This is a genomic window from Mycolicibacterium vaccae NBRC 14118 = CIP 105934 (assembly GCF_001552715.1).
Classification (GTDB): domain Bacteria; phylum Actinomycetota; class Actinomycetes; order Mycobacteriales; family Mycobacteriaceae; genus Mycobacterium; species Mycobacterium vaccae.
Genome location: NZ_BCRS01000056.1, coordinates 1 through 23,603 on the forward strand (window position 1 = coordinate 1; position 23,603 = coordinate 23,603).

Consider the following 23,603-nt stretch of genomic DNA (forward strand, 5'->3'; position numbering starts at 1 on the left):
AAGCCGATGCCGCCGAGCGAGGCGGCCACCGCGGTGGCGGCCGCGCCGTCGAGGTCGAGCACGCACACCCTCATGCCCGCCGCTGCCAGCCGCACCGCCGTCGCGCGGCCGATGCCGGACGCGCCGCCGGTGATCAGCGCGACCCGACCCGCGAGTCTCACCCGGTCACCACCGGTCGACGGGATCGTCCAGCTTCAGCGGGCGGAGGTAGGAGGCGTCGGTCTTGTCCCACTTGCCCTTGATGAAGCCCTTGACCGCGCCCTTGCCCAGGATCGAGGAGTCGCCGCTGATCATCCACTCGATGGTGCACCGACGCAGGGCGATCTTCCACACACCGTCGCGACGTTCCAGGCGGTCGATGTACCGGCCACCCATCAGTGACACGATCTTGCCGCCCTTGACCCGCATCGCGCCCATCACGTAGCTCTCGGCATGGGCGACGTCGCCGTCGATCTCGCAGGTGTGGGTGGTGACGTTGTGCAAATGATCCTCGAACACCGCGGTGTGCGCCTGGTTGGCCCAATCCCCGTACTCAGGGCCCGTTTTGACGGTGGGTCCGTGCTCGTCGACGCCGTCGTCGAAGTAGACGCTGCCCATCAACTCGGCGTCGTGGCGGTCGTGCCCACGGGCCTGCTTCATCACGCAGTCGAGGATGGCGGTGCGGTCCTCGAGGTACTGCACGCGCTTGCGCAACTGGTCGAGTTCATCGGAGTTCGTCATGGTGTCCTTCCACGGGTCGTGCATGCGTCGAGTTGTACAACTGTATAGCACGCACGCCGCAATATTCTGGTCCGATCCAGCGTTGTCGCCGCACTGATCCTATACAGTCGTATAGTGCAACTTCTCGTCGAATGCAGAGCAGGACAAGTGACATGAGTCGACTCGAGGGCAAGGTCGCCTTGATCACCGGCGCGGCCCGCGGACAAGGGCGAAGCCACGCTCTGCACATGGCCGCCGAGGGAGCCGACGTCATCGCCATCGACATCTGCGACGATATCGCGTCGTCACCCAACCCGTTGGCCACAGAAGCCGATCTCGACGAGACCCGGCGCCTGGTCGAGGAGGCCGGTCGACGCATCGTCACTGCCACCGTCGATGTGCGCGACCGAGTCAGGCTCGCCGACGCAGTCGACGATGCCGTGACAGCACTCGGTGGGCTCGACGTCATCGTGGCCAACGCGGGCATCTCCGCGTTCGGTCCGGCCGTCCCCGTACAGGGTTTCGTCGATGCGTTCGACGTCGACTTCGTCGGCGTCGTCAACACTGTCAGCGTCGCTCTGCCGCATCTGCCGGAGGGTTCCTCGATCATCGCCATCGGTTCGATCGCGGCGTTGGCATCGCAGGTCAACAGGAGCGACGGACTCGGCCTGCAGGGTCCCGGCGCGGCCGGGTACGGCCTGGCCAAGAGCATGCTGTGCGGCTACACGAAGTCACTCGCGCTGGTCTTGGCGGATCAGCGGATCCGGGTGAACGCGGTCCACCCGACCAACGTGGACACCGACATGCTGCACATCGACGCGATCTACCGGACCTTCCGGCCCGATCTTGCCGAGCCGACGCGAGCCGACGCCGAGATCGGATTCACGTTCATGCACGCCATTCCGGTTCCCTACGTCGATCCGGCCGACATCTCGCACGCGGTGGTCTATCTGGCATCCGATGAATCGCGTTACGTCACCGGGCAGCAACTGTTCATCGATGCCGGCGCAGCGTTGAAGGCCGGCCTGTGACCGACGACCGGCTTGCCATCGAGTACCTGAGCGTGTTCGGTTTGCCGCCAGTCGAATTCGTGCGTCTGGCTGCCGAGCTCGGCGTCGGACAGATCTCCATGGGTCTGACTGCGATGCCGCTGGAGTCGCTCGGTTACCCGCACTTCTCTCTGCGCGACGATTCCGCGCTGCGACGGGACATGGGTACGGCGATGTACGACTGCGGCGTGCAGATCTCGCTGGGGGAGGGTTTTCTCGTCGTTCCCGGCGCCGATTGCCGCGCGTACGCTGCCGACCTGGACTTGATGCGTGAGCTCGGTGCACCCCGGATCAACACCCTCGGTCTGGACCCGGACCGCGACCGAACCTTCGACCAGTTCGCCATACTCACCGAGTTGGCCGCCGAACGTGGCATGCAGACGACACTGGAGATGATGCCCGGATCCGTGGTGGGCGACCTGGATACCGCACTCGCCGCGGTACGGCATGTGGGGCGCCAGGACTTCCGGTTGCTCATCGACACCATGCATCTTGGGTATTCCGGCGCGGGTGCCGACGACATCCGGGCCCTGGATCCGGCGGTCATCGGTTACGTACAGCTGAGCGACATGCCGGTCATCGGCGGTATGGAGGACTACCTCGTGGCTGCGACATTCGAGCGCATGATTCCCGGTACCGGGACTCTGCCGCTCGCAGACATCCTCGACGCGTTGCCCCGGGATGTGCACGTCGGGCTCGAAGTACCCATGCGGACCTCAGCTGAAGCCGGCGTGGGACCCCTCGACCGGTTACGTCCCTGCGTGGAGGCTGCCCGCGTCCTCGTTCCTACCTAGCGCCCTAGCTGCGTTCCAGCCGCCCGCTCGACGGTGCCGAGGTGATGGTCATGTGGCGTGCACCCTCGGCGTGCTTCGGCTCGGCATCACCTTGTACCTCGACCGCCAGCGCGATGTGCGCGAAGCTGAGAAACAGCTGCATCAGCCGGTTTTCGTCGTCGTCGTACTCGTCGAACGGCTTCTTGTCCAGGTGCGTCAGTCCATCTTGAAGGCGGTCCTTGGCGGCGTTGAAGAACGCGACGCGCTCGGACTCCGAACTGTTGAGCCTGCGCTTGAGCCGATCATCAGCGGAGTCGACCGCCCAGTGCTCGACGAACGGTTCCAGGGTCTCGAATCCGGGTGGTAACTGTTCGGTGGTCATCGTCCCGCCTCCGCCCGGTAGTCCGATACTGCCTCATCGACCTGGAGATAGAGGTGCCGCAGCAGCACCTCCTGAGCCTGGAAATGTATGTGGCTCAGTGCGCCACTGCTGATTCCGCGCTGCCCGGCCTCGATCACCTCGCGGTCCTCGGAATGGATGTCGAGGGTGGTGCATGCGGCGTACTCGCGGGCGAACCGCTCACTGGCGTTCGCGTCGTCGCCCACCCAGTAGAGGCGCACGACGCCGCGTGATTTCGTCGCCGACACGGGGTAGACGACGTGGGAGAAATGTTGGATGGCCATGCCGAAGATGAAGAAGTTCGGGAACAGCACCAGGTAGTCCATGTTGAATTCCAGTTGCCTGGCCAGGGCTCCCTCCAGCTGCTTCATCAGCGCGATACCCTGCACCTCGGCCGGCGTGAATTCCGGATTGGTCCAGACGGTTTGGTATCGATGCGGCCCGGAGAACCCGATGTCGGTGGGATACCCGAACGGATTGTCGGGCCCGGTGGGTCCGTTGCCTCCGCTGCGGGGATGAATGAACCGCAGGTGGTAGTTCTCCTGGAAGTTGTCGAAGGTGAGTTTCCAGTTCGCGTCGATCTCGTAGACGTACTCGGTGAATGTCGTCGCCTGCGCGACCGGCAGCAATTCCAGCTTGGCCGCCATCGGTCCGAGGAATTCCCGCAGGCTCTGCTTCGGATCGGGATCGAGGTTGATGAAGATCAGCCCGGCGCAGACGTCGACGGAGATCTTGGGTAGCCCGCACTGAGCTTTGTCGATGTAGAAGTTGCCGAAGTCCGGGGCGGATCGCAGGCGGCCGTCCGGGGTGAAGTTCCATCCGTGGTACTGGCAGCTGAAGGACGACCGTCGCCCACCTCGATCGAGTACCAGTTGGGTGGCGCGGTGGGTGCACACGTTGTGGAAGGCGCGGATCTCACCGTCCTTGCCGCGGGTGATCAGCACCGTCGTGTTGGCCACTTCGAGGTCGCGGACGATGTAGCTGTTGGGTTCGGCGAGTTCGCAGACGTGGCCGATCTCCAGCCACGTCCGCTTGAAGATCGCCTCACGTTCGGCGTCGAAGTATTCGGGCAGGTAGTACGGACCCGTCGGAATCGGATCCGTGCCCAGATCATGGGTATCGGGGCGGGGCAGCACAGTCTCTGCTGTCATGGCATCTCCTCGAGTCGTGGGTTGGATCAGCTGACGCAGTAGCCGCCGTCGATGGTGACGACGGATCCGGTGATGAAGGCACTGTTCTCGGTGCACAGGAAGATCACGGCCTCGGCGACCTCGTCGGGTGTTCCGAGCCGACCCAGTGGGGTGCGTGCGCACTGCTCGGCGATGTATTCAGGGACCAGTTCCGGCGACGTCATCGGAGTGTCGATGAATCCCGCCGTCACGGCGTTGACCCGGATTCCGTCCGGACCCCACTTCATCGCGAAGTTGCGGGTCATCGACAGGACGCCGGACTTCGCGGCGCCGTAGGCCGGCACCATCGGAACCGCCCGCACAGTCGACAACGAGGACAGTCCGACCACACAGGCCCCACCCTTGGCTGTCGATCGGGCGAGTGCACCGTGCAGCGCGGAGGTGAGTTCGAACGGTCCGAACAGGTTCAGATCCACCGTGGCGCGGAAGCCGTCGGGTGTCGACTCGTCAAGTCCGCCCGCGAAGATCGCACCGGCGTTGTTCACCAGGATGTCCAGGGTGCTGAAATCCGCGGCCAGTTCCTGGATTCCCGCCCGGTCGGTCAATTCGAGCTGGTGGTAGGCGATTCCCTCCAGGTCGACTGAGTAGTCTGCGGCCTGGGGCTTGCGACCGGTGGTCGTCACCGTGGCCCCGGCGTCACGCAGCTTGGTGGCAATGGCGTGGCCGATGCCGCTGGTGCCGCCCGTGACCAGTGCGGTCGCCCCGGTGAAATCATAAGTTGCGCGTGCGGTCATGCGAGCTCTCCGATCTGTTTGCGAAGCCAGGCTGATTCCCAGAAGTTCTCGCTGTCCGCGAGCAGCGCTTCATGGGCGGATTTGACGACCGCGCGGGCGGCCTGGTGTGCGGGCTCGCTCTCGAGCACGATCTCCCCGAGGTGGATCGCGCGTAGTGGGTCTCCCGCGTCGAGGTACCGGCCGGCACGGTCGCAGATGGCCTGTGCTCCCGCGAGTTCCACCAGGTCCGGGGCAACGGATTCGGGGCCGACGGGGTACAGCTCGGTGGTGGACCGCCGGTGGAACCACCCGTTGTAGTTCTCCCAGATCGCCCGGACGTTCCAGCTGACCTTGCCGTAGCCCTGGCCGACCTCCAGATGCGGTGGCAGCGTGATCCGGGCCATCGCGTCACGTACGTCGTCGCCGGCGTTCATGGCGGAGACGGTTTCGTCGTGCAGGTACTGCACGGCGTCCCGCAGCCGGATCAGCTCGGCATCGACCAGTTCGGCGCCGTGGATCGGGTCGAAGTGTCCGGTGACCAGTACCTCGGGTTGCAGTCGGCGGACCCGCTCGTAGGAGGCGACGGCCGCCAGGGCGTCGCGGTAGCGGTCGCCGCGCATGGTGACGAGATTGGGGATGTGGCCGAACACCGGCCCGAACAAGTTCCCGCACAGGCAGATCCGCTCGTCAGGAAGCCACACGACAAGGGAGTCGGTGGTTTCACCCCCCGGCGTGGCGATCAGCTCGATGCGGCGGCCACCGACCTCCAGGGCGAGGGTGTCCTCGACGATCGTGTCGGGGTCCGGTACGGCCTGGGCGGGAAGGACCTCGCCGAACCGCTTCTGGATACCCGTCACGGTCGCGGTGATCTTGTCGACGAACGCGAACATCGTGTTGCGGGCGCGATGCGCCAGGAGTCGTTCGGTGTCGTCGCGCCACATCTCCCAGTTCGCCTGCGCGACGATGTGGGTACCGTCCTCGCGGAACACGTCGGTTCCGCCGACGTGATCGGCGTGGCCCTGTGTGTAGATGATGTAGCGCACCGGTCCGCTGTCGACGGCGTCGAAGTTGGCCTTGTGTACCGGGGATTCGAATCCCATCCCGGTGTTGACGATGACGCGGCCCTCGCCGGTGGTCAGCATGTACGAGTTGGTCAAGCCCGGTGACATCCAGACGCCGGGCGCCACCTGGCGGGCCTCCGTCGCCGACGCACCCGCGAGGTCGTCAGCGCCGGGCCTGCTGCGATAGAGCGGTTCGAGACCGTCGACGCGTTCCTCGGGCGGCGTGCTCACCGGGCCTCCTGGCCGGAGCGTTCCGGTCGCACATCGAACTTGTCGAAGTAGAAGTCGAACCGACTACGGATCTCGTCGGGGTTGCGGTCGAAATGGCGTTCGAGATCGTAGGCGATCCTGCCGTGCTTGCCACGCGGATTGCCGGACAGATACTGGTCGAACGCGGCGCGCGTCTCCTGTGTCAGGTCCACTCCACCGCGCTGGTAGAGCTGCTCCAGGAAGGGGATCTCGTTTCCGTTCAGATGGTGGAAAGAGATGTCGATGCTGCGCTCGGCCGGCACCAGGTCCCGGTCGCGCACGCACGCGCCGAGCAATCGCTCCACTCGGTCGACCCAGTAGTCGGCGACGCGGTCGGTGTCGACTTTCTCGCGCCGGATCCGGTCGCCGTACGCCATCAGAGTGACCGTCGACTGGATCACGGCCACGGGATCGCGGTGCGTGAAGGCGAACGTCGCGTCCGGAAACACCTCCAGTAGCGCGGGAATCTGCTCACAGTGCTGAGGCGCCTTGAGGACCCAGGTCTGCGGGCCGCGCAGGAAGGTGAGCGCCTTCAACACGTTCTTCAGGTAGCCGTAGTGCTTGACCTGATCCAATCCCAGGTAATAGTCCCGCCACTGGGGCACATGGGCGTACCACTCCACGATGTAGTTGGAGAAGTCCAGGTCGAGTTCGATCTCTTCCTCGATGGCCTCCGGATACCTGTCGTGTACCGCCAGCGCGAAGGGCATGAACTCCTTGACGAAGCCGTACTCGTCAGCAGTGCGCTGGTACCGGGGGTCGATACCGTTCGGACCGGCGGCCTCACCGCGGATGGGGAACGGTTCGCGGCTCTCCCAGTAGGGGAGCGCCCTGCGCCGGCTGTCGGCCGCGATCAGGTTGACGAAGTGAGTCGTGCCAGAACGCGGCATTCCGATGACGATGAAGGGCTTCTCGATCTCGATATCCTCGATCTCGGGGTAGCGACGCATCAGATCGGTGAACAGCACCCTATTGCGCAGTAGGCGAACTGTCCGTTCCCGCAACGTCATCCGCGACAACGGATTCAGGTCGTCGGCGTCGATGGCCGCGACGTGGACGCCGAGTCGCTCACGGAACTCACCGTCGAGGCCCTCGCCGCCGAAACCGGTGATGCCGGAGCTCTGTACCGCCTCGTCCACCATCGCCTCGATGTCGAGATCCACCTCCTGGTGCCGGGTGGCGTCGAGAACCTGGCGCTGCAGGTCGGTCAGCTGTGGATCACGCAGATCATCGACGGTGATGATGTCAGGCATTCGCGTCTCTCTTCGGGGTCGGCACGGCGACACTTAACTAATCAAGTGATTGATTCATTGGAATGTAGGACCGCCATGACCGCGGCGTCAAGGAAAAGGTGCGATCACCGTCACATCCTTGACGAAACGTGGCCCACGTCATATCGTCGGAGAATCAATCGCGCGATCAATTATCGCGCGACCGACGATGATGCGAAGGCGCAGTAGATAATTGGACACCGGAATGACGGGTCACACGGTGGTGGTGACCGGCGCCAACGCGAACATCGGTCGCGGCATCGCCCTGGGGTTCGCCGCCGAGGGTGCCAACCTCGTCGTCGTGGGCAGGGACGGGGCACAAGGCGCCAAAGTGTGCGAGCACCTGTTGGTGCGGGGAGCCCGGGAGGTGTTCTGGCAGGCCTGTGATGTCACGGACCGCACTGATGTCGTGGCGATGGCTGCCGCCGTGCAGGACCGTTTCGGGGCAGTGGACGTTCTGGTCAACTGCGTCGGGGGCAACGTCGGGATGGACCCGTTCGTCGATTCCGATCCGGAAACCTGGCGTGACGACATCGATCTGACCTTCACGAGCATGCTCAACTGCATCCACGCGCTGCTGCCCGGAATGCTCGATCGCGGCCGGGGGCGGATCATCAACATCGGGTCGACATCGGGAATTGTGGGCGACCCGCTGCTCGCGGTCTACTCCGCGATGAAGGGTGCCGTTCACTCGTTCACCAAGGTGCTGGCCAAAGAAGTCGGCCCGCGGGGGGTCACCGTGAACGCGGTAGCACCCTATGCGACGTTCCCCGATGGTCCGGACGCGATCTCGGCCGGTAGTCGGTGGCATCCCGACGGGATCTTCTCGAGGTTGATGTCCACTCGAGCCGAGGAGCTCACGACGATCGGCCGACGCACGGTGCTGGAGCGCCAGTATGCCTACCCGGCAGAGGTCGCTGCTGCCGCGGTCTATCTCGCCTCCGAGGCCGCCGCCTTCGTCACAGGTCAGGTGCTGTGCGTCGACGGCGGAACCCAGATCGCCTGATCCAACCCTCAGATCGGAGTACGCATGCCCCCATCTCCGCTGCTCGGCCCCATCCGCCAGATCGGGTACGTGGTCGACGACCTGGACGTCGCACTGGCGAACTGGGTGGAATTGGGCGTGGGCCCGTGGTTCGTACTGCGGCGCATCGCGCAGAAGGCGGACCATCGCGGAGAACTCCGCGATGTCACGATCTCGATCGCGCTCGCCAACAGTGCCGACCTCCAACTCGAGCTGATTCAGCAGCACGGAGACACACCGAGTGTCTACACCGAGTTCCTCGCTGACCGTGGCGCCGGATTTCATCAGTTGGCCTACTGGCCTGCGGATTTCGACGCTGCGCTGAGTGCCGTGAAAGAGGCGGGCTGGCCGGTGATCTGGTCCAGCGCGGAGGAGGGCGGAGTCCGGTACGCCTATGCCGAGCCGCCCGCCGGCGTGGCCACGGTCGTCGAGCTCATGGAGTTCACCGACATCACCGAGGGTCTCGCGAAGTTCGTGCGCGAGGCCGCCGAAGGGTGGGACGGCACCGATCCGATTCGCGCCTTGAACTGACGACCACTCTCCAGGAACTGCTTCTTGACGGAGCGTGACGCAGCTCATACCTTGTAAGCAATCAATCAATTGATTAATTCTGAGGCGTAAGCCTCCCTAGGCCTCCCGAGGGAAGTGTTTCTCCGATGACGACGATCGAAACAGGACTGGACCGGGCGACACTGGTCGGTCTCTATCGCACCGCGGTGCGCATCCATGCGTTCGACGAGACCTACCGGGCGCAGATGATGAGCGGCAAGTTCGCCGGCATGTACTACTCGCCGCGCGGGCAGGAGTTCGCCGCCGCCTCGGTCGCCGCGCACCTGCGCCCGACCGACTACGTCGTGACGACCTACCGCGGTCTCCACGACCAGATCGCCAAAGGTGTTCCCCTACGTGACCTCTGGGCCGAGTATCTGGGTCGCGCCGCAGGCACGTGTCGCGGCAAGGGTGGTCCCATGCACGTCACCTCGCCGAAGCACGGTTTGATGGTCACCACCGGTGTCGTCGGTTCCGGCCTGCCGATTGCCAACGGACTGGCGCTTGCCGCCCAGATGCGGGGCACCGACCAAGTCACCGTCGTGAACTTCGGTGACGGCGCAAGCAACATCGGAGCCTTCCACGAAAGCCTGAACCTGGCGTCGCTGTGGAAGTTGCCCGTGATCTTCCTGTGCCAGAACAACAAATGGGCTGAGTACACCTCGTTGGCGGGCGGCACCACCGTGGCCAACATCGCCGACCGCGCGGCGGCCTACTCGATGCGGGGGCTGACCGTCAACGGCAATGACCCCGTCGAGCTGTACCGCGCCGCGGGAGACGCCATCGAACGCGCCAGGGGCGGCGACGGTCCGACCTTGTTGGAGGCTGTCACGTACCGGTTCTGCGGTCACTACTTCGGTGACCAGAGTGAGTACATCCCCGCCGAGGAACTTGCCGCGGCGAATGCGGCTGACCCGATCCCAGCGTTCCGCGCTCGCCTGATAGACGAATTCGGGCTCAGCCCAGCAGATTTAGACGAGATTGACCGGGCAGCTCAGGAAGAGGTCGACGACGCCGCCGAGTGGGCGTTCGACCAGCCGCTGCCGGATCCGTCCGAGCTGACCACCGATGTCTACGCCGAGGAGACTTCCAAGTGAGTACCGCGATCGCGTCCCGCACCATGATGATGCTCGAGGCCGTGCACGACGCCCTCGATGTCGCGCTCAGCCTGGACCCGGAGGTCTTCGAGCTGGGTGAGGACATCCAGGACCCCAAAGGCGGCGGGTTCGGCGTCCACAAGGGTCTGGAAGCCAAGTACGGCTCCGAGCGCGTGCGGTGCACGCCCATCAGCGAACAGGCGATCATGGGCGCGGCGATCGGCGCCGCGATGGCCGGTATGCGCCCGGTGGCCGAGATCATGCTGATGAACTTCATCTCGGTGGCGGCCGACCAGCTCTTCAACCATGCCGCGAAGCTGCGCTATATGTCGGGGGGCGCGACTCCGATTCCGCTCACTGTGCGCACCACCACGGGCGCCGGCGCGGGATTCGGCGCGCAGCACTCCGAGATGCTGGAAGCCACGCTGATCCACACCCCCGGCCTCAAGGTCGCAATCCCGTCGACCGCCGCCGACGCCAAGGGGCTGTTGCTTTCGGCGATCTTCGACGACGACCCCGTGGTGATCGTCGAGATGAGCAGCCTGTACTTCGGCGTCCGCGATGAGGTACCCGAGGGGGACTACCGAGTTCCGCTCGGTAAGGCGCGCATCGCCCGCGAAGGCACCGACCTGACCTTGATCACCTATGGCCGACAGGTCCTGGACTGCGTCGCGGAAGCCGACAAGCTCGCCGCCGAGGGCTATTCGATCGAGGTGATCGACCTGCGGTCCCTGCAGCCACTCGACACCGACACCGTGTTCGCCTCGGTATCGAAGACGCGACGTGCAGTGGTCGTGCACGAGGCCGTCACCAGGGGCGGGTTCGGGGCGGAGCTGAGCTCGCAGATTCACTCCGAACTCTTCGGCGAGCTGGCAGCACCGGTCGCCCGGGTGGGAGGCGCCAACACCCCGGTTCCCTATGCATCCTCACTCGAACAGAATTTCCTGCCCACCAGCCGGATCACCCCGGCTATCCGGGCACTGCTGGGTTAAGAGAGGCGAAGACAGCTCCATGTCGCATGAAGTACGGATCCCCAAGCTCGGCGTCGCCGTCGAACAGGCACAGATCACCGAGTGGCTCTGCGCCGACGGTGACACGGTCGAGGCCGGGCAAGCCATCTACGTGCTGGCCACCGACAAGACCGAGACCGAGATCGAGAGCCCGGCAGCCGGCCAGATCACCATCGTCGGCGAGGTCGACGAGGACTATCCGGTCGGCACCCTGGTCGCCACCATCAACTGAAAGGCGCAGAATGACAGCGCAACTCACGCCCACCGAGTCTCCAGTAGCCGCGGAAGCGGCCGAACCGTACGTGCCCAGGCACGACGTCGACACTTCCCAAGTGCCCTATCGACTCGCCGACGGTGTGCACCTGCCGGTTCAGCGCTACTACGACCAGGACTTCGCCGACCTGGAGTACCAGAAGATGTGGCTGCACACCTGGCAGTGGGCCTGCCGCGAAGAGGACATCCCGGAGCCCGGGGACTTCATCGAGTACTCGATCGTCGACAAGACCGTCATCGTGGTGCGTCAGTCCGACCGCAGCATCAAGGTGCTCAACAACGTGTGCCCGCACCGGGCCACCCAGTTGGTCGAACCCGACGACGCAGGAACGTTCGGCGGCAACCAGATTGTCTGCCCCTTCCACGGCTGGCGGTTCAACACCGACGGAACCCAGTCCTACATCTACTGCCGCAAGGGCTTCGCCCCCGGCTCGATCGACCCAGACAAGGCGCTGCTCACCGAGGTGCGCTCGGCCGTCAAGTACGGCTTCGTGTGGATCAACTTCGACGACGACGCCCCGACTCTCGACGAGTTCTTCGGCGACTACGACAAGCATCTCGCGCCGATGGCGATGGACCGGATGCGGGTGCGCTGGTGGAAGTACGCTGTCGTTCCCGGCAACTGGAAGGTCGCCACCGAAGCCTTCCTCGAGGGTTACCACGTCATGCAAGCCCACCCGGAACTCGCATTCGGCGCGACCGACGACGAATACGACGCTGACGGAATTCCGTTCTACCACCACGGGATGGGCCACGTGGACACCGCGGCACCATTCGATCCAGAGCATCCGGAGACTTACACCCTGCCTCCACCCCTGATCGCAGGGATGGAGCCGGGCCGGTTCTTCATCGACCAGAACCAGGTGCTCTTCGAGGGCACCGACGGATTCGCCACCGCGCGTGACGAATACATCGCCGACCGGATCCGTGACCTACCCGACGACCAGGTCCTGTGGAAGTTCTTCGAGGAGCTCTACAAGTACGCCGAAGAAGCCGACATCCCGCTGCCTCCGCTGGATCCCAACGCTTCGACCTACGGATTCGTCTTCCCGAACCTGGTGTTTCTCGGGCTCACCGGCAATCTGCTCTTCTACCGGTTCCGCCCGAACGGCAACGACCCGGATTCGGCGATCTTCGAGGCCTTTTCGATGCAGATCCCGCGGCGCTGCGACATGGACAACGCCGCGCCCCGCCGCGAAGGGCCGTTGGCGCCGGAGGACTGGCCGTTCGTGCTGCAGCAGGACATGGGCAACATCTACAGGCAGCAGGCCGGCTACCGATCCGGTGCGATCACCCATTCGACGCTGTCACCCAGGTACGAGCCGATGATCTTCTCGTTGCACAGCGAGATCGACCGCTACATTGCGACGTACTGATGCAGACCCGGTGACGATGCGGGTGGAACCTGCCGGCATCGACATCGAAGTGTCTCCCGGCGAGACACTGCTGCAGGCCGCCTGGCGCGCCGGGTACGACTGGCCGACGCTGTGTTACGCGCGGGGGACGTGCACCGCGTGCCGGTGCGAGGTTCTCGATGGGCTGCACCTGCTTTCCGAACGCACCGAGGCGGAAGTGGCGCTGCTCGGAGATCTCGATCGCCGGGTGAGGCGCGCCAACCCACGCCGCATCAGACTGGCCTGTCAGGCCACGGCCTCAGGGCACATCACCGTGCGCAAGCCGGGCGTCAAGAAACAGTCCACAGTCGAGGACCAGGAGGCGGCGAATGTCGAACGTCAGTGATGATTTCGATCTGATTGTGGTGGGCTTCGGCCTCGCCGGGGTCTGCGCCGCCATCGCAGCGGCCGAGAACGGAGCACGGGTGCTTGCGGTCGACCGTGCGCTCGGCGGGGGATCGTCGGCGGTATCGGGTGGCGTGGTGTACGCCGGCGGCGGCACGCAATACCAGAAGGCCGCCGGGTACGACGATGACCCCGAGAACATGTTCAACTATCTCCGGCAGGAGGTGCAGGGTGTCGTCGACGATGCGACGCTGCGCCGGTTCTGCGACGGAAGCGTCGAGCAGTTGGCCTGGCTGGAAAAGCACGGCGCGGAATTCGAGGCGTCGCTGTGCCCGTACAAGACCTCCTACCCGACCAAGCACTACCTGTACTTCTCCGGAAATGAGAAGGCGTACCCGTATCGGCTGCACGCCAGGCCTGCGCCCAGGGGGCATCGGCAGATAGCGACGGGCACGAAGTCGGGCCGCGACCTGTGGCGCCGTATGCGCGATGCGGCAATCGAACTCGGCGTGGTGTTCCTGCCCCGGACCCTCGTGGACGACCTCGTGATCAGCGACGGTCGGGTGGCCGGAGTTCGGTGCCGTACCTGGGTGGGAGGAACTGGGGCTGCGCAGTTCCTCCACGGCCGGACGACGGCGGTGGGCGCCAAGCTGACCAACTGGATGCCGCCGGTAGGGCACCCGATCACCGGGCTGGCCGACCGTATGTGGCGCAGACGCGCTCAGGAACGCACCTTCACCGCGCGAAGCGTGATCCTGGCGGCCGGCGGGTTCGCGTTCAACGAGGACATGCTGCGCCGCCACGCGCCGGACTTCCAACAGATTCGGCCGCTGGGCACCCGAGCCGACGACGGTGCCGGCATCCGCCTGGGCGTGCAGGCCGGCGGCGCCACGGATCAGCTGGGGCGGGTCAGCGCTTGGCGCCTGCTGACCCCACCGTCCGCGCTGATCGAGGGCATCACGGTCGGAGTCGACGGCCGGCGGATAGCCAACGAGGACCTCTACGGCGCGACGCACTGCGACATCATGGTCCGGCGGTTCGGCGGCAAGGGCTTCCTGATCGTGGACGCCGACACCTGGAAGCGCGCCCGGGCTCAGACGGCAGAGCAGACCGAGTCGATCCTGCGTCTGCAGACCGCCGCGGTGTTCTCCCTCGGCCACCGCAAAGCGGCGACCCTGTCCGGGTTGGCGCGCAAGCTGGGCGTCTCGGCCTCCGGACTGTCGGCCACCGTCGACGCCTACAACGCAGCCATCACGTCGGGCGGCGAGGATCCTGCGCACAAGGCGCCGGAGCTGTGTGCGCCGGTCCGGCGGGCACCGTTCTACGGCATCGACATCTCCGTCCGACCCTCCCTGACCTACCCCGTGCCCGGACTCACCCTCGGGGGCCTGACGGTCGACGGCCAGACCGGGCTGGTGCTCGATGAGCAAGGCCGCCAGATTCCCGGCCTCTACGCCGCGGGACGCACCGCCGTCGGGATCTGCTCCCACAGCTACGTCAGTGGTCTGGCACTCGCGGACTGCGTCTTCTCCGGCAGGCGGGCGGGGGAGCATGCGGCGTCGGCCGACACGGGCGAACAACTCCTGGAGAATGGCGTGAGAAGCTCTAGTTAGTACGTGCGCCTACCCAGGAGGGATCCGTGTCCACCAACCCGTCGCTGGGTCGCCCCGTCGGCGCCAACGGCGAGGAGACGCGGCGGCGCATCATCGACGCCACGATGCGCTGCGTCGCCGAGGTGGGTTACGAGCGCGCGACGATCCGCGAGATCGCCCGAAAAGCGGACATGACCAGCGGAAGCCTGTATCACTACTTCCCCAACAAGACCGAGCTGATCAAAGCCACACTGGACGAGTGGGCGGAGATGACGATCCCCCGGGTGGCGGCGTCCGCGCAGCGCAGTGAGGACTTCCGGGAACGGTTGATCGCGGTGTTCGACGAGTGTGATCAGTTGATGCGGGAGTACCCGATGATCGCGGCGTTCGATCGTGCCATCCGGGTGGGTAGCGCCCGGCACCTGGCGGACAGCCGCGAGACGCTGTTCTCGTCGTTGCGGGCGGTCACGATCGACATCATCAGGCAGGCCCGGCGGGAGGGTGCCCTGCCGCGCAGCGTCGATATCGACAGCGTGGCCAACTCGATCTATCTGGTGCTGCAGGGCATGACCGACTACGCCGCGACCGCGGACCCGGACGAGTACCACTCGACGGTCAAGGCGCTCAAACGCCTGGTCAGCGGAACGCTGTTCAAGTAGAGGTCACCTACATGTGCTGCGCACGATAGAATTCGACGGCTGCGCGAATCGAGTCCTCGAATGGTGCCGGCTTCCAGCCCAGTTCGCGCTCGGCCTTGCTGTGGTCGAGCGGTGACATCTTGTCGATCATGTCGAATGCCCTTCTCACGAACTTGATCTCGCGGCCGGTCAGGTCGCCGAACAGTTGGGCCACCGACGCAAGCGTCAACAGCACCGGTCGCGGTATCGCGATCCAGGGGGCCCGGACTCCACCGGCCTGAGCCGCCAACCCGTGCAGCTCACGGGTCGTCATGAACCTGTCGGAGATGATGTAGCGCTCCCCGACCCGGCCCTTGTCCGAGGCGAGGATCATCGCTTCGGCGGCATCCTCGATGCCGACGACCTCCTGGCCGATGCCCTGAAAGTAGAACGGGGCCTTTCCCGCCGAGATCGCGGCGATCAGCCCGCCGTGCGGTGTCGGCTGCCAGTCGCGCGGGCCGTAGGTGTTGGAGATGCACAGCGCGACCGCGGGCAGCCCCTTGTCCCTGGCGTACGACAGCACGAGGTTCTCGGCGTCGACGCGGCACTGCGTATAAGCGCCGCCGTCGTCGTACCAGTTGCAGGGCTGGTCCTCGGTGACGGGGGTGCCGTCCGTGCTGACGGCCAGTGTCGCGATCGTGGACATGAACACGAAACGCGTGAGTTCGGCCTCCAGCGCCGCATCGAGCACGTGGCGTAGGCCCTCGACGTTGGTGCGCAACAGCGGTGACGGGTCACGCAGCCAGGCGCGAGCGTCGACGACGCAGTAGTACACGATGTCGCAGCCGGCCATCGCCGACCGCAGCGCCTCGTCGTCGAAGACGTCGCCGTAGCAGCGTTCGACATCGAGATCGTCGATTCCCCTGGTGGAACTTGATTTCCGGAGCATCACCCGGACGTCTTCGCCACGGTCGACCAACTTGCGGATGACGTTCGAGCCGACGAAGCCGCTGCCGCCGATGACCAGCTTCTTCGCCATGGACTATGCCTGCACCGGCAGTAACGGGTTGGCGAACCAGGCGTTCTCCTCGCGCATCGCGCGGCTACGCCAACCGTCGGGTGTCCGGACCAGGGTGTGGTGGTAGTAGCCGCCGCAGTAGCTCAACTCGTCCATCCCGGGCAGCTTCATCGGGTTATAGAACATGGCGCGCACCTGGGCGGTGTCACCGTCGATCTCTGCCTCGATGTTCGAGATGAAGTGCTGCATCATCTGCATGGCGCTCAATGCCTGCTCGAGCCAGGCGGCGACCTCGTCACGGCTTCCGGCGATGGCGCCGGCCGACGAATAGTCGACCACGGCCTCGTCGGTGAACAGTGAGCGCCAAAGATCCCAGTCGCGGGTGTCGACCGCCCTGGCGTACTTGTGTACCAGCGCTTCGATCTCGAGCCGGTCGCTGATTTCCTGGATATCCATTTCAGTCCTTCGTCGATGAGCCGATGGAGGTGTCGAACTGGGGGCGTACAGCACCTTGGCCGGGAAACTGTTCTACGCCCCAGCCCTTTTCGTACGTCGTGACCGACGCCGCTTCGAACGACATCGTGCTGTATTGCCAACCCTGGTCAGTGCGGCGGTATTCGTTGAGATAGCGCCCGAACGTCCAGAACGCCTGTCCCTCTGCTGTTGTCGTGGCGATGATGGCGTGCCACTGGCCGCGAGCATGGTCACCGTTGATCTCGATCAACGGGTTCATGACGTTGTGAATGATGAACGGAATGATCTGGAACTGACCGAACAGCTCCGCGATCGCGGATCGGCCCTGAACTCGCACCGAACCGAGCGGGCCCTCCCACACGCCGTCCTCGGTGAACAGCGCGGCAACGGTTTGGGGCTCGCCGTGCGTCGGGCCCGCCCAGCCGCCGTCGTTGCAGTTGATATACCGCGATTGCAGATCGGAAATCTCTTGGCGGTCCTCGATGAGCTGGACGCGTTCTTCGAGGGACTTCGGCACAGACGGTTTCCTTTCGAATCAATCGCTTGATTGATTAGTATGATGCGTGCCACACTGCGTGGGTGTCAAGGGCTCACGTCACTACCGCAGGCGGTCCGCCGCCTGCCTTGGTAAACCGCGCCATTCCGGCTGAATTGACCGAGATCTACCGGGCGAACGGGTGGTGGACCGACGAAACCATCGCCGACCTGCTGACGGACGGTCTCCGGCGATCGCCCGAACAGGAGTTTCGGGTGCACTCGGCAATACGGCCGTGGGTGGGAACCTTCGCCGATGTCGAAAGCGTCGCGCGCAGGCTCGCGGCGGGCCTGCGCAGCAGAGGGGTCGGCGCAGGCGATGTCGTCGCCTTCCAGTTGCCGAACTGGATGGAAGCGGCCGCAGCCTTCTGGGCCGCGTCGTTCCTCGGCGCTGTCGTGGTCCCGGTCGTGCACTTCTACGGGGCCAAGGAGATCCGTCATATCGTAGCCACGGCGAAGCCGAAGGTGTTCATCACGTTCGAGGAGTTCGGCCGGGCCCGGTACCAGCCGGAGCTCTACGCCGGTGTGCCGATTGTCGGCGTGGTGGGGCGCGACTTCGACGATCTTCTCGACGCAGAGCCGTTCACCGACATCGCCGAGGTGGCACCCTCCGCGCCGGCAGTCATCGCCTTCACGTCCGGCACCACGCGCGACGCCAAGGGTGTCGTCCACAGCCACCAGACGTTGACGTACGAAACGCGGCAGTTGAGCGACGCCTATCCGCCGGGACTGGAACGCCAGCTGACCGCAGCGCCGGTCGGCCACTTCATCGGCATGCTGAACGCGTTCCTGATCCCTGTCCTGAAGGGGACCCCGGTCTACCTCACCGACGGCTGGAATCCCGCCCAGACCCTGTCGCTGATGCTCAGCGACGGGTTGACCTTCGGCGGTGGCGCACCGTATTTCGTCATCAGCCTGCTCGACCACCCCGACTTCACCCCCGCTCACCTGGCGAACATGCGATACGCCGGAATGGGCGGATCGTCCGTGCCTGCCGCGGTGGCCCGCCGGCTGCACGACCACGGGGTCACGGTGTGGCGGTCCTATGGAAGTACCGAGCACCCGTCGATCGCCAGCACGCACTACACCGCACCCGCCGAGAAGCGGATGTTCACCGATGGCCTGCCGCTGCCAGGCGTGGAGATCCGGCTCACCGACGATGGCGAGATTCTCAGCCGGGGACCGGACCTATGCCTGGGCTATCTCGACGACGAGCTGACCCGCAACGCATTTGACGACGACGGCTGGTACCACACCGGTGACGTCGCGGTCATCGACGACGACGGGTACCTGTCGATCGTCGACCGTAAGTCCGACATCATCATCCGCGGCGGCGAGAACATCAGCGCCATGGAGGTCGAGGAGGTGCTGGCGACACTCGCCGGCGTCGCCGAGGCGGTGGCGGTCGCCGCGCCCGACGAGCGTTTCGGTGAGCGCACAGCGGCGGTGCTGCGGATGAAGGCCGGCTGCGCACTGCCCGACATGGATGACCTCAGGGCACACTTCGCGCAGAGCGGGCTGGCCAAGCAGAAGTGGCCGGAAGAACTTCACCAGGTCGACGACTTCCCCCGCACGCCCAGCTCGAAGATCCAGAAAGCGCTGGTGCGCAGGATGATCGCTGAGGCGCGCACTCCGTAGATCGTGCCGATCCGGCCCACCCGCGAGAAGTCTGCTATACAGTCGTACAGATGGGCAAGCGGATGATCTTCACCCTGCTGGTGATGGACTCCATCGGGCACAACTTCCACGGCAGCTGGCGGCATCCCGACGCCGGCAACCGGGAGTTCAAGGGTTTCGACATGTGGGTCGACCTAGCCAAGAAGGCCGAACTGGCCAAAGTCGATGCGTTCTTCTTCACCGACGTGATGGGTGTGCAGGGCGAGTACAAGGGCAAGCGCGACATCGTCTTCGAGATGGCGATGAACGTCCCGATCGCCGACTGCACGATGCTGATCCCGGCCCTGGCGCAGCAAACCGAGGACATCGGGTTCCTGTACACGAGTTCGGTCATCTCGCATCACCCGTTTGTCTTCGCCCGTGCCGCATCGACTCTCGATCACCTGTCGAACGGGCGCATCGGATGGAACATCGTCACCTCGGCCAACGAGAAGGCGTTCCGCAACCTCGGTCTGCCGGGCAACCTTTCGCACGACGACAGGTACGCGTGGGCGCAGGAGTACGTCGATGTCACCTACAAGCTGTGGGAGGGCTCGTGGGACGTCGACGCGATCGTGAACGACCCTGCGAAGGGCGTCTACACCGACCCGTCCAAGGTGCACGACATCAACCACAAGGGGCAGCGGTACAGCGTCGAGGGCTTCAACTTGATGGAGCCCTCCCCGCAACGCACGCCGGTGCTCGCGCAGGCCGGAGGTTCGCCGGCCGGGCTCGACTTCGCCAGTCGGAACGCCGAATTGATGTTCCTGTCGGCGTTTTCGTTGGAGACCATCGCCCAACAGATCGGCACTGTCCGCGATCTCGCGCGCTCGCACGGGCGCCGCGACGGCGACATCCTGTTTCTGCAGGGCATGATGTTCGTGATCGGGTCGACGGACGAGGAGGCCTACCGCAAGTGGAGTGAGCTCGAAGAGTGGCGCAGCCCCGAAGCGCAGACCGCGTACTTCTCCAGCCTCAGCGGGATGGATCTGGGCCGCTTCGATCCCGGCACCCCGCTGGAGGACATCCTCGACGAAATCCCGGGCATACAAGGCGCATTCCTCGCAGTGATCAATGCGTGGCCCGAAGGCTCCACGCCGACCATCAAGGACTTTCTGACGTCGCTGTCGTTGCCGCAGATGGTGGTCGGCTCGCCCGAGACGATCGCGGACCGGCTGGTCGAGTACCAGGGTGCGGGCGTCGACGGCGTGCAGGTGATGAACGCGTTACTGCCGAACAGCTACGACGAGTTCTTCGAGCACCTGGTACCGGTACTTCAGGACAAGGGGCTGATGCAGTCGCAGTATGAGTCGGGGACGTTGCGGGAGAAGCTGTTCGGGGCGTCCGCCGACATCTCGGAGCGCCACCCGGCTCACGGGTACCGGGGAATGTTCTGCTGATCAGCGGGATTTCTTGCGCCCAGGCGGTTTCCGCTTGACGGGCGGCTCGATGGAGTCCAGATAACCTTCGAAGGCCTCGACCAGCTCGGCGTGCGCCATCTCGACGCCGACACCCTTTTCCAGGTTCAGGAACTTCGGCAGGCTCGACAGCAGCAGCTGCAGCGCGGGCAGCGACAGACCACCCCAGGGACGCGCGTCCGCACCGAATTTCGCGGTCAGAGCCTCGAGTTGCAGCGTGCGCACACTCTCCGTCACCGCCGCGATCTCGGTGCGGATGGACTTGCGGTGGTTGCCCAGCGCCATGAACTCCGTCATCAGCGTGCCGGTCGCCTCGTCCCAGCTGTACTCCCACAGCGCCCGCAGCGGATCCTCGGCGCGCTTCTCCATCACCTTGTTCAGGTGGGCGAGATTGCGTTCGGAATAGCGCCGGATCGCAGCGATGAACACGTCGTCGAGGGTGGGGAAGTAGTACTGCACCAGGCTCGGGGTTACACCGGCTTTAGCGGCCAGCGCGCGGTAGGTCACGCTCGCGTAGCCCTCTTCGAGCATCATCGTCTCTACACAGTCGAGCAACGTGTCCCGGGTCTTGGAGGTTTCAGCGCCGACGCGCCGCGACGAGGTCGCCATGGACGTATTGTGTCACCGATCCTCCCTGTACGGATGTATGGCGCCGCTGTTCGTTCAAAGGTCGGAGGCCCCGCCGTCCACGAGCAGCTCCGAGCCCGTGGTGTACGTCGCGTCGAACCCGAGGTACGCGATCGCTCTGGCGACCTCCTCGGGCTCGCCGAACCGCCCCATCGGGTTCCCCGCCTTGATCTGATCGAGGAACTGTCGCGCCTCGTCGGCGGGCATGCTGCGCTCGAGGATTCCGGTGTCGATGGGGCCGGGGGAGACGGCGTTGACGCGGATGCCCCGGTCGATGAACTCGCGCGCGAACGTTCGCGTCATGGACCGAAGTGCCGCCTTGGTCGCCGAGTAGACACTCGTGGTCGCGACGCCCTGGGTGTTGCTGACCGACGTCGTCAGCACCACGGCGCTGCCCGAGGGCATCAACGGCAGGAACTTCTGCACGGTGAAAGTACGGAGCTTTGGTGTTGAGCGCGAAGAGTTGGTCGAACTCGGCCTCGGTGGTGGCCTCGACGGTCGAGGTCACCGTGCCGCCCGCATTGAGCACCAGCAGGTCGACGCCGCCGAGCATGTCGCTCACGACGCCCACGAGGGCGTCGATGCCTGAGACGGCATCGCTTTCCTCGATGATCGCGTCCGGGCCCAGGATCGCCCGCGCGTTCTCCATCGATGCCGGTGTCCGCCCGGTCACCAGCACCGAAGCTCCACCCTCGAGCAGCAGCTCGGCGGTGGCAAGACCGATGCCGCTGGTTCCACCGGTGATGACGACACGCTTTCCCTCGTATGGACGCACTGTCAGATTCCCTTTCACAGTTGTGACTCGCCGCCGTCGACGACCAGTTCGATACCGGCGACATATGTCGCGTCGAACGCCAGAAACGCCACCGCCGGCGCGAATTCATCAGGGCGGCCCCAACGTCCCATCGGGCTGCTCTCGGTGAACTCTGCCTTGAGCTGCGCGGCCTTCGCCGGCACTTCCTTCTCCAACTTGCCGGTGTCGATCGAGCCAGGGCTGATCGCGTTGACCCGGATTCCCCTGGGCAGCAACTCTTTACTGAGCGTCCGCGCCATCGAACGCAGAGCTGCCTTGCTGGCCGAGTAGACGCTGAGCGCATCCCAGCCCGTTTGGTTCGCGATCGACGTCGTGAGCACCACGCCACTGCCCTCGGCCAGCAGCGGCGCCAGCCGCTGCACCGTGAAGAACGGACCCTTGGTGTTGATCGCGAACACCTCGTCGAAGGTCTTCTCGGTCACCGCGTCGAACGGATCGAAGCTGCCGATGCCTGCGCACACCACCAGCGCGTCCACAGTGCCGAATTCGTCCTCGGCGCGGCCGGCCAGCGCGTCGATGTCGGCCAACGAACTCGCGTCGCTGCGGACGGTGATGGCGTTGTTGCCGAGTCGCCGGCCCGCATCCTCCAGCGTGTCGCGGTGTCGGCCGGTCACCAGGACGCGAGCGCCGTGGTCCACCAGGTATTGCGCCGCCGCCAACCCCAGGCCGCTACTGCCTCCGGTGATCACCACGTTCTTGCCGTCGTATCTACCCATACCGCCCAGTCTTCGGCCGTCCGGGCCGGGTGTCCAAGACCTGATCGGTACCTCGCAATGCGGAAACGGAATACCTGTGGTGGTCGCGCCGGTTGCACCGGCCATGGGTGAACGCCGGTGAACGACCTGGGAATCGACCTGGAGTTGCGGCTGGTCCGGTATTTCACCGTCGTGGCCAGGCATCTGAACTTCAGTCGTGCGGCCGCCGAGCTGCACCTGGCGCAACCGTCATTGAGCAGACAGATCCAGCGGCTGGAGCGCCGTCTCGGCATTCAGCTGCTGGACCGCACCCCGCAGGGTGTCCTGCTCACCGAGGCCGGCAAGGCGTTCCTGCCCGAGGCGAAGGCGCTGCTCAAGGCCGCGCGTCAGGCGGTGGTCACCGCGCGGGCCTACACGCCGGCAGGCAAGGTGGTCATCGGATACGTCGAAGACTTGGTGATCACCCCGGCCGTTCGTGTGCTGCGGAGCCGCCACCCGGACGCCGACATAGGGACGCGTCACCTCGGATGCCACCAGCACTCGGCCCTCGCCGAGGGCCACGTCGACGTGCTGGTCGCCAGGGCTCCGCTGTTCATCCCGACCGACGACGTCCGGCTCACCGTGCTCTACGAGGAGCCGCGGATGTTGGTGATGTCGGCAGACCACCCTCTGGCCGGCCGATCGTCGGTGTCGCTGGACGACTTCGCGCGCGACGAGTCGATCATCTGCTCGCACGGCGGGATACAACCCCTCTACCCGGTGGAGTCCCTTCGGCCCAGTGACCCCGGCCCGATGTCCGAGGTGCCTGTCATCGAGAGTTTCGACGACAGAATCGAACTCGTCGCCGGCGGACAGGCTGTCGCGGTCCTACCGGTCGGCGACCGGCGCAGCTCCCTTCGCCCCGGCCTGGCGACCGTTCCGCTTGACGGCTTCCCGGCCAGCCCGGTGGTGGTCGCCACCCGCGTCGGCGAGGTGAACCCGCTGGTCGTGGACTTCGTGCGGTCCGCGCGCACCCATCTCACCGCCGCTGCGTGATGAATTCGGCTCGCGCGGGAAGTCTC

28 protein-coding genes and 1 pseudogene are annotated in these 23,603 nt (G+C 65.3%); 15 read left to right on the forward strand and 14 right to left on the reverse strand.

Going from position 1 to position 23,603, the window contains the following annotated elements; translation table 11 throughout:
- Both MVA01S_RS12735 and MVA01S_RS12740 read right to left on the reverse strand, forming a co-directional pair.
- Positions 1 to 161: SDR family NAD(P)-dependent oxidoreductase (locus MVA01S_RS12735; RefSeq protein ID WP_159426319.1), on the reverse strand; the 161-nt coding region annotated here is incomplete at its 3' end.
- A gap of 4 nt (positions 162 to 165) precedes the next feature.
- Positions 166 to 720 carry a nuclear transport factor 2 family protein gene (locus MVA01S_RS12740; RefSeq protein ID WP_003931778.1) on the reverse strand — a complete coding sequence of 185 codons (555 nt, stop codon included), beginning with the start codon at positions 718 to 720 and terminating at the stop codon, positions 166 to 168.
- Positions 721 to 872: 152 nt separating this feature from the next.
- On the opposite strand from MVA01S_RS12740, the gene MVA01S_RS12745 reads away from it, so the two are divergent.
- Positions 873 to 1,730 carry a mycofactocin-coupled SDR family oxidoreductase gene (locus tag MVA01S_RS12745; protein WP_003931779.1) on the forward strand — a complete coding sequence of 286 codons (858 nt, stop codon included), beginning with the start codon at positions 873 to 875 and terminating at the stop codon, positions 1,728 to 1,730.
- Complete coding sequence (locus MVA01S_RS12750) at positions 1,727 to 2,542, forward strand: sugar phosphate isomerase/epimerase family protein (protein ID WP_003931780.1); 816 nt, start codon at positions 1,727 to 1,729, stop codon at positions 2,540 to 2,542. Before MVA01S_RS12745 ends, MVA01S_RS12750 begins: the two co-directional genes overlap by 4 nt.
- A 4-nt stretch (positions 2,543 to 2,546) precedes the next feature.
- Here the strand turns inward: MVA01S_RS12750 and MVA01S_RS12755 are convergent, their stop codons facing one another.
- From MVA01S_RS12755 to MVA01S_RS12775, 5 genes are read right to left on the reverse strand one after another with little or no spacing between them, the layout of a single operon-like run.
- On the reverse strand, positions 2,547 to 2,903 hold the full coding sequence (locus MVA01S_RS12755; protein WP_003931781.1) for a hypothetical protein: 357 nt from the start codon (positions 2,901 to 2,903) through the stop codon (positions 2,547 to 2,549).
- Positions 2,900 to 4,072 (reverse strand): aromatic ring-hydroxylating oxygenase subunit alpha, encoded by a 1,173-nt coding sequence (locus tag MVA01S_RS12760; RefSeq protein WP_051015322.1) that lies wholly within the window; start codon positions 4,070 to 4,072, stop codon positions 2,900 to 2,902. Before MVA01S_RS12760 ends, MVA01S_RS12755 begins: the two co-directional genes overlap by 4 nt.
- 26 nt (positions 4,073 to 4,098) lie before the next feature.
- Positions 4,099 to 4,845, reverse strand: a complete 747-nt coding sequence (locus MVA01S_RS12765; protein ID WP_003931783.1) for an SDR family NAD(P)-dependent oxidoreductase — start codon at positions 4,843 to 4,845, stop codon at positions 4,099 to 4,101.
- Positions 4,842 to 6,116 carry an alkyl sulfatase dimerization domain-containing protein gene (locus MVA01S_RS12770; protein WP_003931784.1) on the reverse strand — a complete coding sequence of 425 codons (1,275 nt, stop codon included), beginning with the start codon at positions 6,114 to 6,116 and terminating at the stop codon, positions 4,842 to 4,844. Before MVA01S_RS12770 ends, MVA01S_RS12765 begins: the two co-directional genes overlap by 4 nt.
- Positions 6,113 to 7,387 (reverse strand): sulfotransferase family protein, encoded by a 1,275-nt coding sequence (locus tag MVA01S_RS12775; RefSeq protein ID WP_003931785.1) that lies wholly within the window; start codon positions 7,385 to 7,387, stop codon positions 6,113 to 6,115. Before MVA01S_RS12775 ends, MVA01S_RS12770 begins: the two co-directional genes overlap by 4 nt.
- Before the next feature lie 223 nt (positions 7,388 to 7,610).
- Between MVA01S_RS12775 and MVA01S_RS12780 the strand changes: the two genes are divergently transcribed.
- From MVA01S_RS12780 to MVA01S_RS12820, 9 genes are all read left to right on the forward strand, one after another.
- On the forward strand, positions 7,611 to 8,411 hold the full coding sequence (locus MVA01S_RS12780; RefSeq protein ID WP_003931786.1) for an SDR family NAD(P)-dependent oxidoreductase: 801 nt from the start codon (positions 7,611 to 7,613) through the stop codon (positions 8,409 to 8,411).
- A gap of 24 nt (positions 8,412 to 8,435) precedes the next feature.
- Entirely contained in the window at positions 8,436 to 8,960 is a 525-nt protein-coding gene (locus tag MVA01S_RS12785; protein ID WP_003931787.1) for a VOC family protein, read from the forward strand.
- Between the two features lie 125 nt (positions 8,961 to 9,085).
- Entirely contained in the window at positions 9,086 to 10,075 is a 990-nt protein-coding gene (locus MVA01S_RS12790; RefSeq protein WP_003931788.1) for a thiamine pyrophosphate-dependent dehydrogenase E1 component subunit alpha, read from the forward strand.
- An 8-nt stretch (positions 10,076 to 10,083) separates the two neighbouring features.
- Entirely contained in the window at positions 10,084 to 11,067 is a 984-nt protein-coding gene (locus MVA01S_RS12795) for an alpha-ketoacid dehydrogenase subunit beta (RefSeq protein WP_204249596.1), read from the forward strand.
- Between the two features lie 19 nt (positions 11,068 to 11,086).
- Positions 11,087 to 11,317, forward strand: coding sequence for a biotin/lipoyl-containing protein (locus tag MVA01S_RS12800; RefSeq protein WP_003931790.1), 231 nt, complete (start codon positions 11,087 to 11,089; stop codon positions 11,315 to 11,317).
- A gap of 100 nt (positions 11,318 to 11,417) precedes the next feature.
- On the forward strand, positions 11,418 to 12,734 hold the full coding sequence (locus MVA01S_RS12805; RefSeq protein WP_003931791.1) for an aromatic ring-hydroxylating oxygenase subunit alpha: 1,317 nt from the start codon (positions 11,418 to 11,420) through the stop codon (positions 12,732 to 12,734).
- A 16-nt stretch (positions 12,735 to 12,750) separates the two neighbouring features.
- On the forward strand, positions 12,751 to 13,098 hold the full coding sequence (locus MVA01S_RS12810; RefSeq protein WP_064635260.1) for a 2Fe-2S iron-sulfur cluster-binding protein: 348 nt from the start codon (positions 12,751 to 12,753) through the stop codon (positions 13,096 to 13,098).
- Complete coding sequence (locus MVA01S_RS12815; protein WP_003931793.1) at positions 13,082 to 14,710, forward strand: FAD-binding protein; 1,629 nt, start codon at positions 13,082 to 13,084, stop codon at positions 14,708 to 14,710. Before MVA01S_RS12810 ends, MVA01S_RS12815 begins: the two co-directional genes overlap by 17 nt.
- 26 nt (positions 14,711 to 14,736) lie before the next feature.
- The gene (locus MVA01S_RS12820; RefSeq protein ID WP_003931794.1) at positions 14,737 to 15,348 is read left to right on the forward strand and encodes a TetR/AcrR family transcriptional regulator; all 612 of its coding nucleotides are present in this window, start codon (positions 14,737 to 14,739) and stop codon (positions 15,346 to 15,348) included.
- A 7-nt stretch (positions 15,349 to 15,355) separates the two neighbouring features.
- On the opposite strand, the gene MVA01S_RS12825 is transcribed toward MVA01S_RS12820, so the two are convergent.
- Genes MVA01S_RS12825 through MVA01S_RS12835 form a run of 3 tightly spaced genes read right to left on the reverse strand, consistent with a single transcriptional unit; the run spans position 15,356 to position 17,315 of the window.
- Positions 15,356 to 16,345 (reverse strand): NAD-dependent epimerase/dehydratase family protein, encoded by a 990-nt coding sequence (locus tag MVA01S_RS12825; RefSeq protein WP_003931795.1) that lies wholly within the window; start codon positions 16,343 to 16,345, stop codon positions 15,356 to 15,358.
- A 3-nt stretch (positions 16,346 to 16,348) separates the two neighbouring features.
- The gene (locus MVA01S_RS12830) at positions 16,349 to 16,780 is read right to left on the reverse strand and encodes a nuclear transport factor 2 family protein (RefSeq protein ID WP_003931796.1); all 432 of its coding nucleotides are present in this window, start codon (positions 16,778 to 16,780) and stop codon (positions 16,349 to 16,351) included.
- Position 16,781: 1 nt separating this feature from the next.
- Positions 16,782 to 17,315 (reverse strand): nuclear transport factor 2 family protein, encoded by a 534-nt coding sequence (locus tag MVA01S_RS12835; RefSeq protein WP_003931797.1) that lies wholly within the window; start codon positions 17,313 to 17,315, stop codon positions 16,782 to 16,784.
- 134 nt (positions 17,316 to 17,449) lie between these two features.
- On the opposite strand from MVA01S_RS12835, the gene MVA01S_RS12840 reads away from it, so the two are divergent.
- Both MVA01S_RS12840 and MVA01S_RS12845 read left to right on the forward strand, forming a co-directional pair.
- Positions 17,450 to 18,970: an AMP-binding protein gene (locus MVA01S_RS12840; protein ID WP_003931798.1), complete on the forward strand. Its 1,521-nt coding sequence runs from the start codon at positions 17,450 to 17,452 to the stop codon at positions 18,968 to 18,970.
- 50 nt (positions 18,971 to 19,020) lie between these two features.
- Positions 19,021 to 20,388, forward strand: a complete 1,368-nt coding sequence (locus MVA01S_RS12845) for an LLM class flavin-dependent oxidoreductase (RefSeq protein ID WP_003931799.1) — start codon at positions 19,021 to 19,023, stop codon at positions 20,386 to 20,388.
- Here the strand turns inward: MVA01S_RS12845 and MVA01S_RS12850 are convergent, their stop codons facing one another.
- Positions 20,389 to 21,015 (reverse strand): TetR/AcrR family transcriptional regulator, encoded by a 627-nt coding sequence (locus MVA01S_RS12850; protein WP_003931800.1) that lies wholly within the window; start codon positions 21,013 to 21,015, stop codon positions 20,389 to 20,391.
- A 54-nt stretch (positions 21,016 to 21,069) separates the two neighbouring features.
- The gene (locus MVA01S_RS31990) at positions 21,070 to 21,438 is read right to left on the reverse strand and encodes an SDR family oxidoreductase (RefSeq protein WP_250637323.1); all 369 of its coding nucleotides are present in this window, start codon (positions 21,436 to 21,438) and stop codon (positions 21,070 to 21,072) included.
- Here MVA01S_RS31990 and MVA01S_RS31995 point away from each other — a divergent pair.
- Positions 21,374 to 21,622 carry a hypothetical protein gene (locus MVA01S_RS31995; RefSeq protein ID WP_250637324.1) on the forward strand — a complete coding sequence of 83 codons (249 nt, stop codon included), beginning with the start codon at positions 21,374 to 21,376 and terminating at the stop codon, positions 21,620 to 21,622. The two genes, MVA01S_RS31990 and MVA01S_RS31995, sit on opposite strands and share 65 nt — an antisense overlap.
- On the opposite strand, the pseudogene MVA01S_RS32000 reads toward MVA01S_RS31995, so the two are convergent.
- Positions 21,524 to 21,826: pseudogene (locus MVA01S_RS32000) on the reverse strand (SDR family NAD(P)-dependent oxidoreductase); the annotation flags it as partial. The gene MVA01S_RS31995 and the pseudogene MVA01S_RS32000 overlap by 99 nt on opposite strands.
- On the reverse strand, positions 21,823 to 22,563 hold the full coding sequence (locus MVA01S_RS12860) for an SDR family oxidoreductase (protein WP_003931802.1): 741 nt from the start codon (positions 22,561 to 22,563) through the stop codon (positions 21,823 to 21,825). The pseudogene MVA01S_RS32000 and the gene MVA01S_RS12860, both read right to left, overlap by 4 nt.
- Before the next feature lie 117 nt (positions 22,564 to 22,680).
- Here MVA01S_RS12860 and MVA01S_RS12865 point away from each other — a divergent pair, with 117 nt between their 5' ends.
- Entirely contained in the window at positions 22,681 to 23,577 is an 897-nt protein-coding gene (locus tag MVA01S_RS12865) for a LysR family transcriptional regulator (RefSeq protein WP_003931803.1), read from the forward strand.
- The last annotated feature ends 26 nt before the right edge of the window (positions 23,578 to 23,603 follow it).

Excerpts from the sequence above, each read along its gene's own strand:
- MVA01S_RS31990 (WP_250637323.1), bottom strand. The coding sequence starts at position 21,438 with ATGCCCTCGGGCAGCGCCGTGGTGCTGACGACGTCGGTCAGCAACACC.
- MVA01S_RS12765 (WP_003931783.1), bottom strand. The coding sequence starts at position 4,845 with ATGACCGCACGCGCAACTTATGATTTCACCGGGGCGACCGCACTGGTC.
- MVA01S_RS12780 (WP_003931786.1), top strand. The coding sequence starts at position 7,611 with ATGACGGGTCACACGGTGGTGGTGACCGGCGCCAACGCGAACATCGGT.
- MVA01S_RS12860 (WP_003931802.1), bottom strand. The coding sequence starts at position 22,563 with ATGGGTAGATACGACGGCAAGAACGTGGTGATCACCGGAGGCAGTAGC.
- MVA01S_RS12760 (WP_051015322.1), bottom strand. The coding sequence starts at position 4,072 with ATGACAGCAGAGACTGTGCTGCCCCGCCCCGATACCCATGATCTGGGC.
- MVA01S_RS12845 (WP_003931799.1), top strand. The coding sequence starts at position 19,021 with ATGGGCAAGCGGATGATCTTCACCCTGCTGGTGATGGACTCCATCGGG.
- MVA01S_RS12810 (WP_064635260.1), top strand. The coding sequence starts at position 12,751 with ATGCGGGTGGAACCTGCCGGCATCGACATCGAAGTGTCTCCCGGCGAG.
- MVA01S_RS12830 (WP_003931796.1), bottom strand. The coding sequence starts at position 16,780 with ATGGATATCCAGGAAATCAGCGACCGGCTCGAGATCGAAGCGCTGGTA.
- MVA01S_RS12850 (WP_003931800.1), bottom strand. The coding sequence starts at position 21,015 with ATGGCGACCTCGTCGCGGCGCGTCGGCGCTGAAACCTCCAAGACCCGG.
- MVA01S_RS12775 (WP_003931785.1), bottom strand. The coding sequence starts at position 7,387 with ATGCCTGACATCATCACCGTCGATGATCTGCGTGATCCACAGCTGACC.
- MVA01S_RS12740 (WP_003931778.1), bottom strand. The coding sequence starts at position 720 with ATGACGAACTCCGATGAACTCGACCAGTTGCGCAAGCGCGTGCAGTAC.
- MVA01S_RS12785 (WP_003931787.1), top strand. The coding sequence starts at position 8,436 with ATGCCCCCATCTCCGCTGCTCGGCCCCATCCGCCAGATCGGGTACGTG.
- MVA01S_RS12800 (WP_003931790.1), top strand. The coding sequence starts at position 11,087 with ATGTCGCATGAAGTACGGATCCCCAAGCTCGGCGTCGCCGTCGAACAG.
- MVA01S_RS12815 (WP_003931793.1), top strand. The coding sequence starts at position 13,082 with ATGTCGAACGTCAGTGATGATTTCGATCTGATTGTGGTGGGCTTCGGC.
- MVA01S_RS12755 (WP_003931781.1), bottom strand. The coding sequence starts at position 2,903 with ATGACCACCGAACAGTTACCACCCGGATTCGAGACCCTGGAACCGTTC.
- MVA01S_RS12825 (WP_003931795.1), bottom strand. The coding sequence starts at position 16,345 with ATGGCGAAGAAGCTGGTCATCGGCGGCAGCGGCTTCGTCGGCTCGAAC.
- MVA01S_RS12745 (WP_003931779.1), top strand. The coding sequence starts at position 873 with ATGAGTCGACTCGAGGGCAAGGTCGCCTTGATCACCGGCGCGGCCCGC.
- MVA01S_RS12790 (WP_003931788.1), top strand. The coding sequence starts at position 9,086 with ATGACGACGATCGAAACAGGACTGGACCGGGCGACACTGGTCGGTCTC.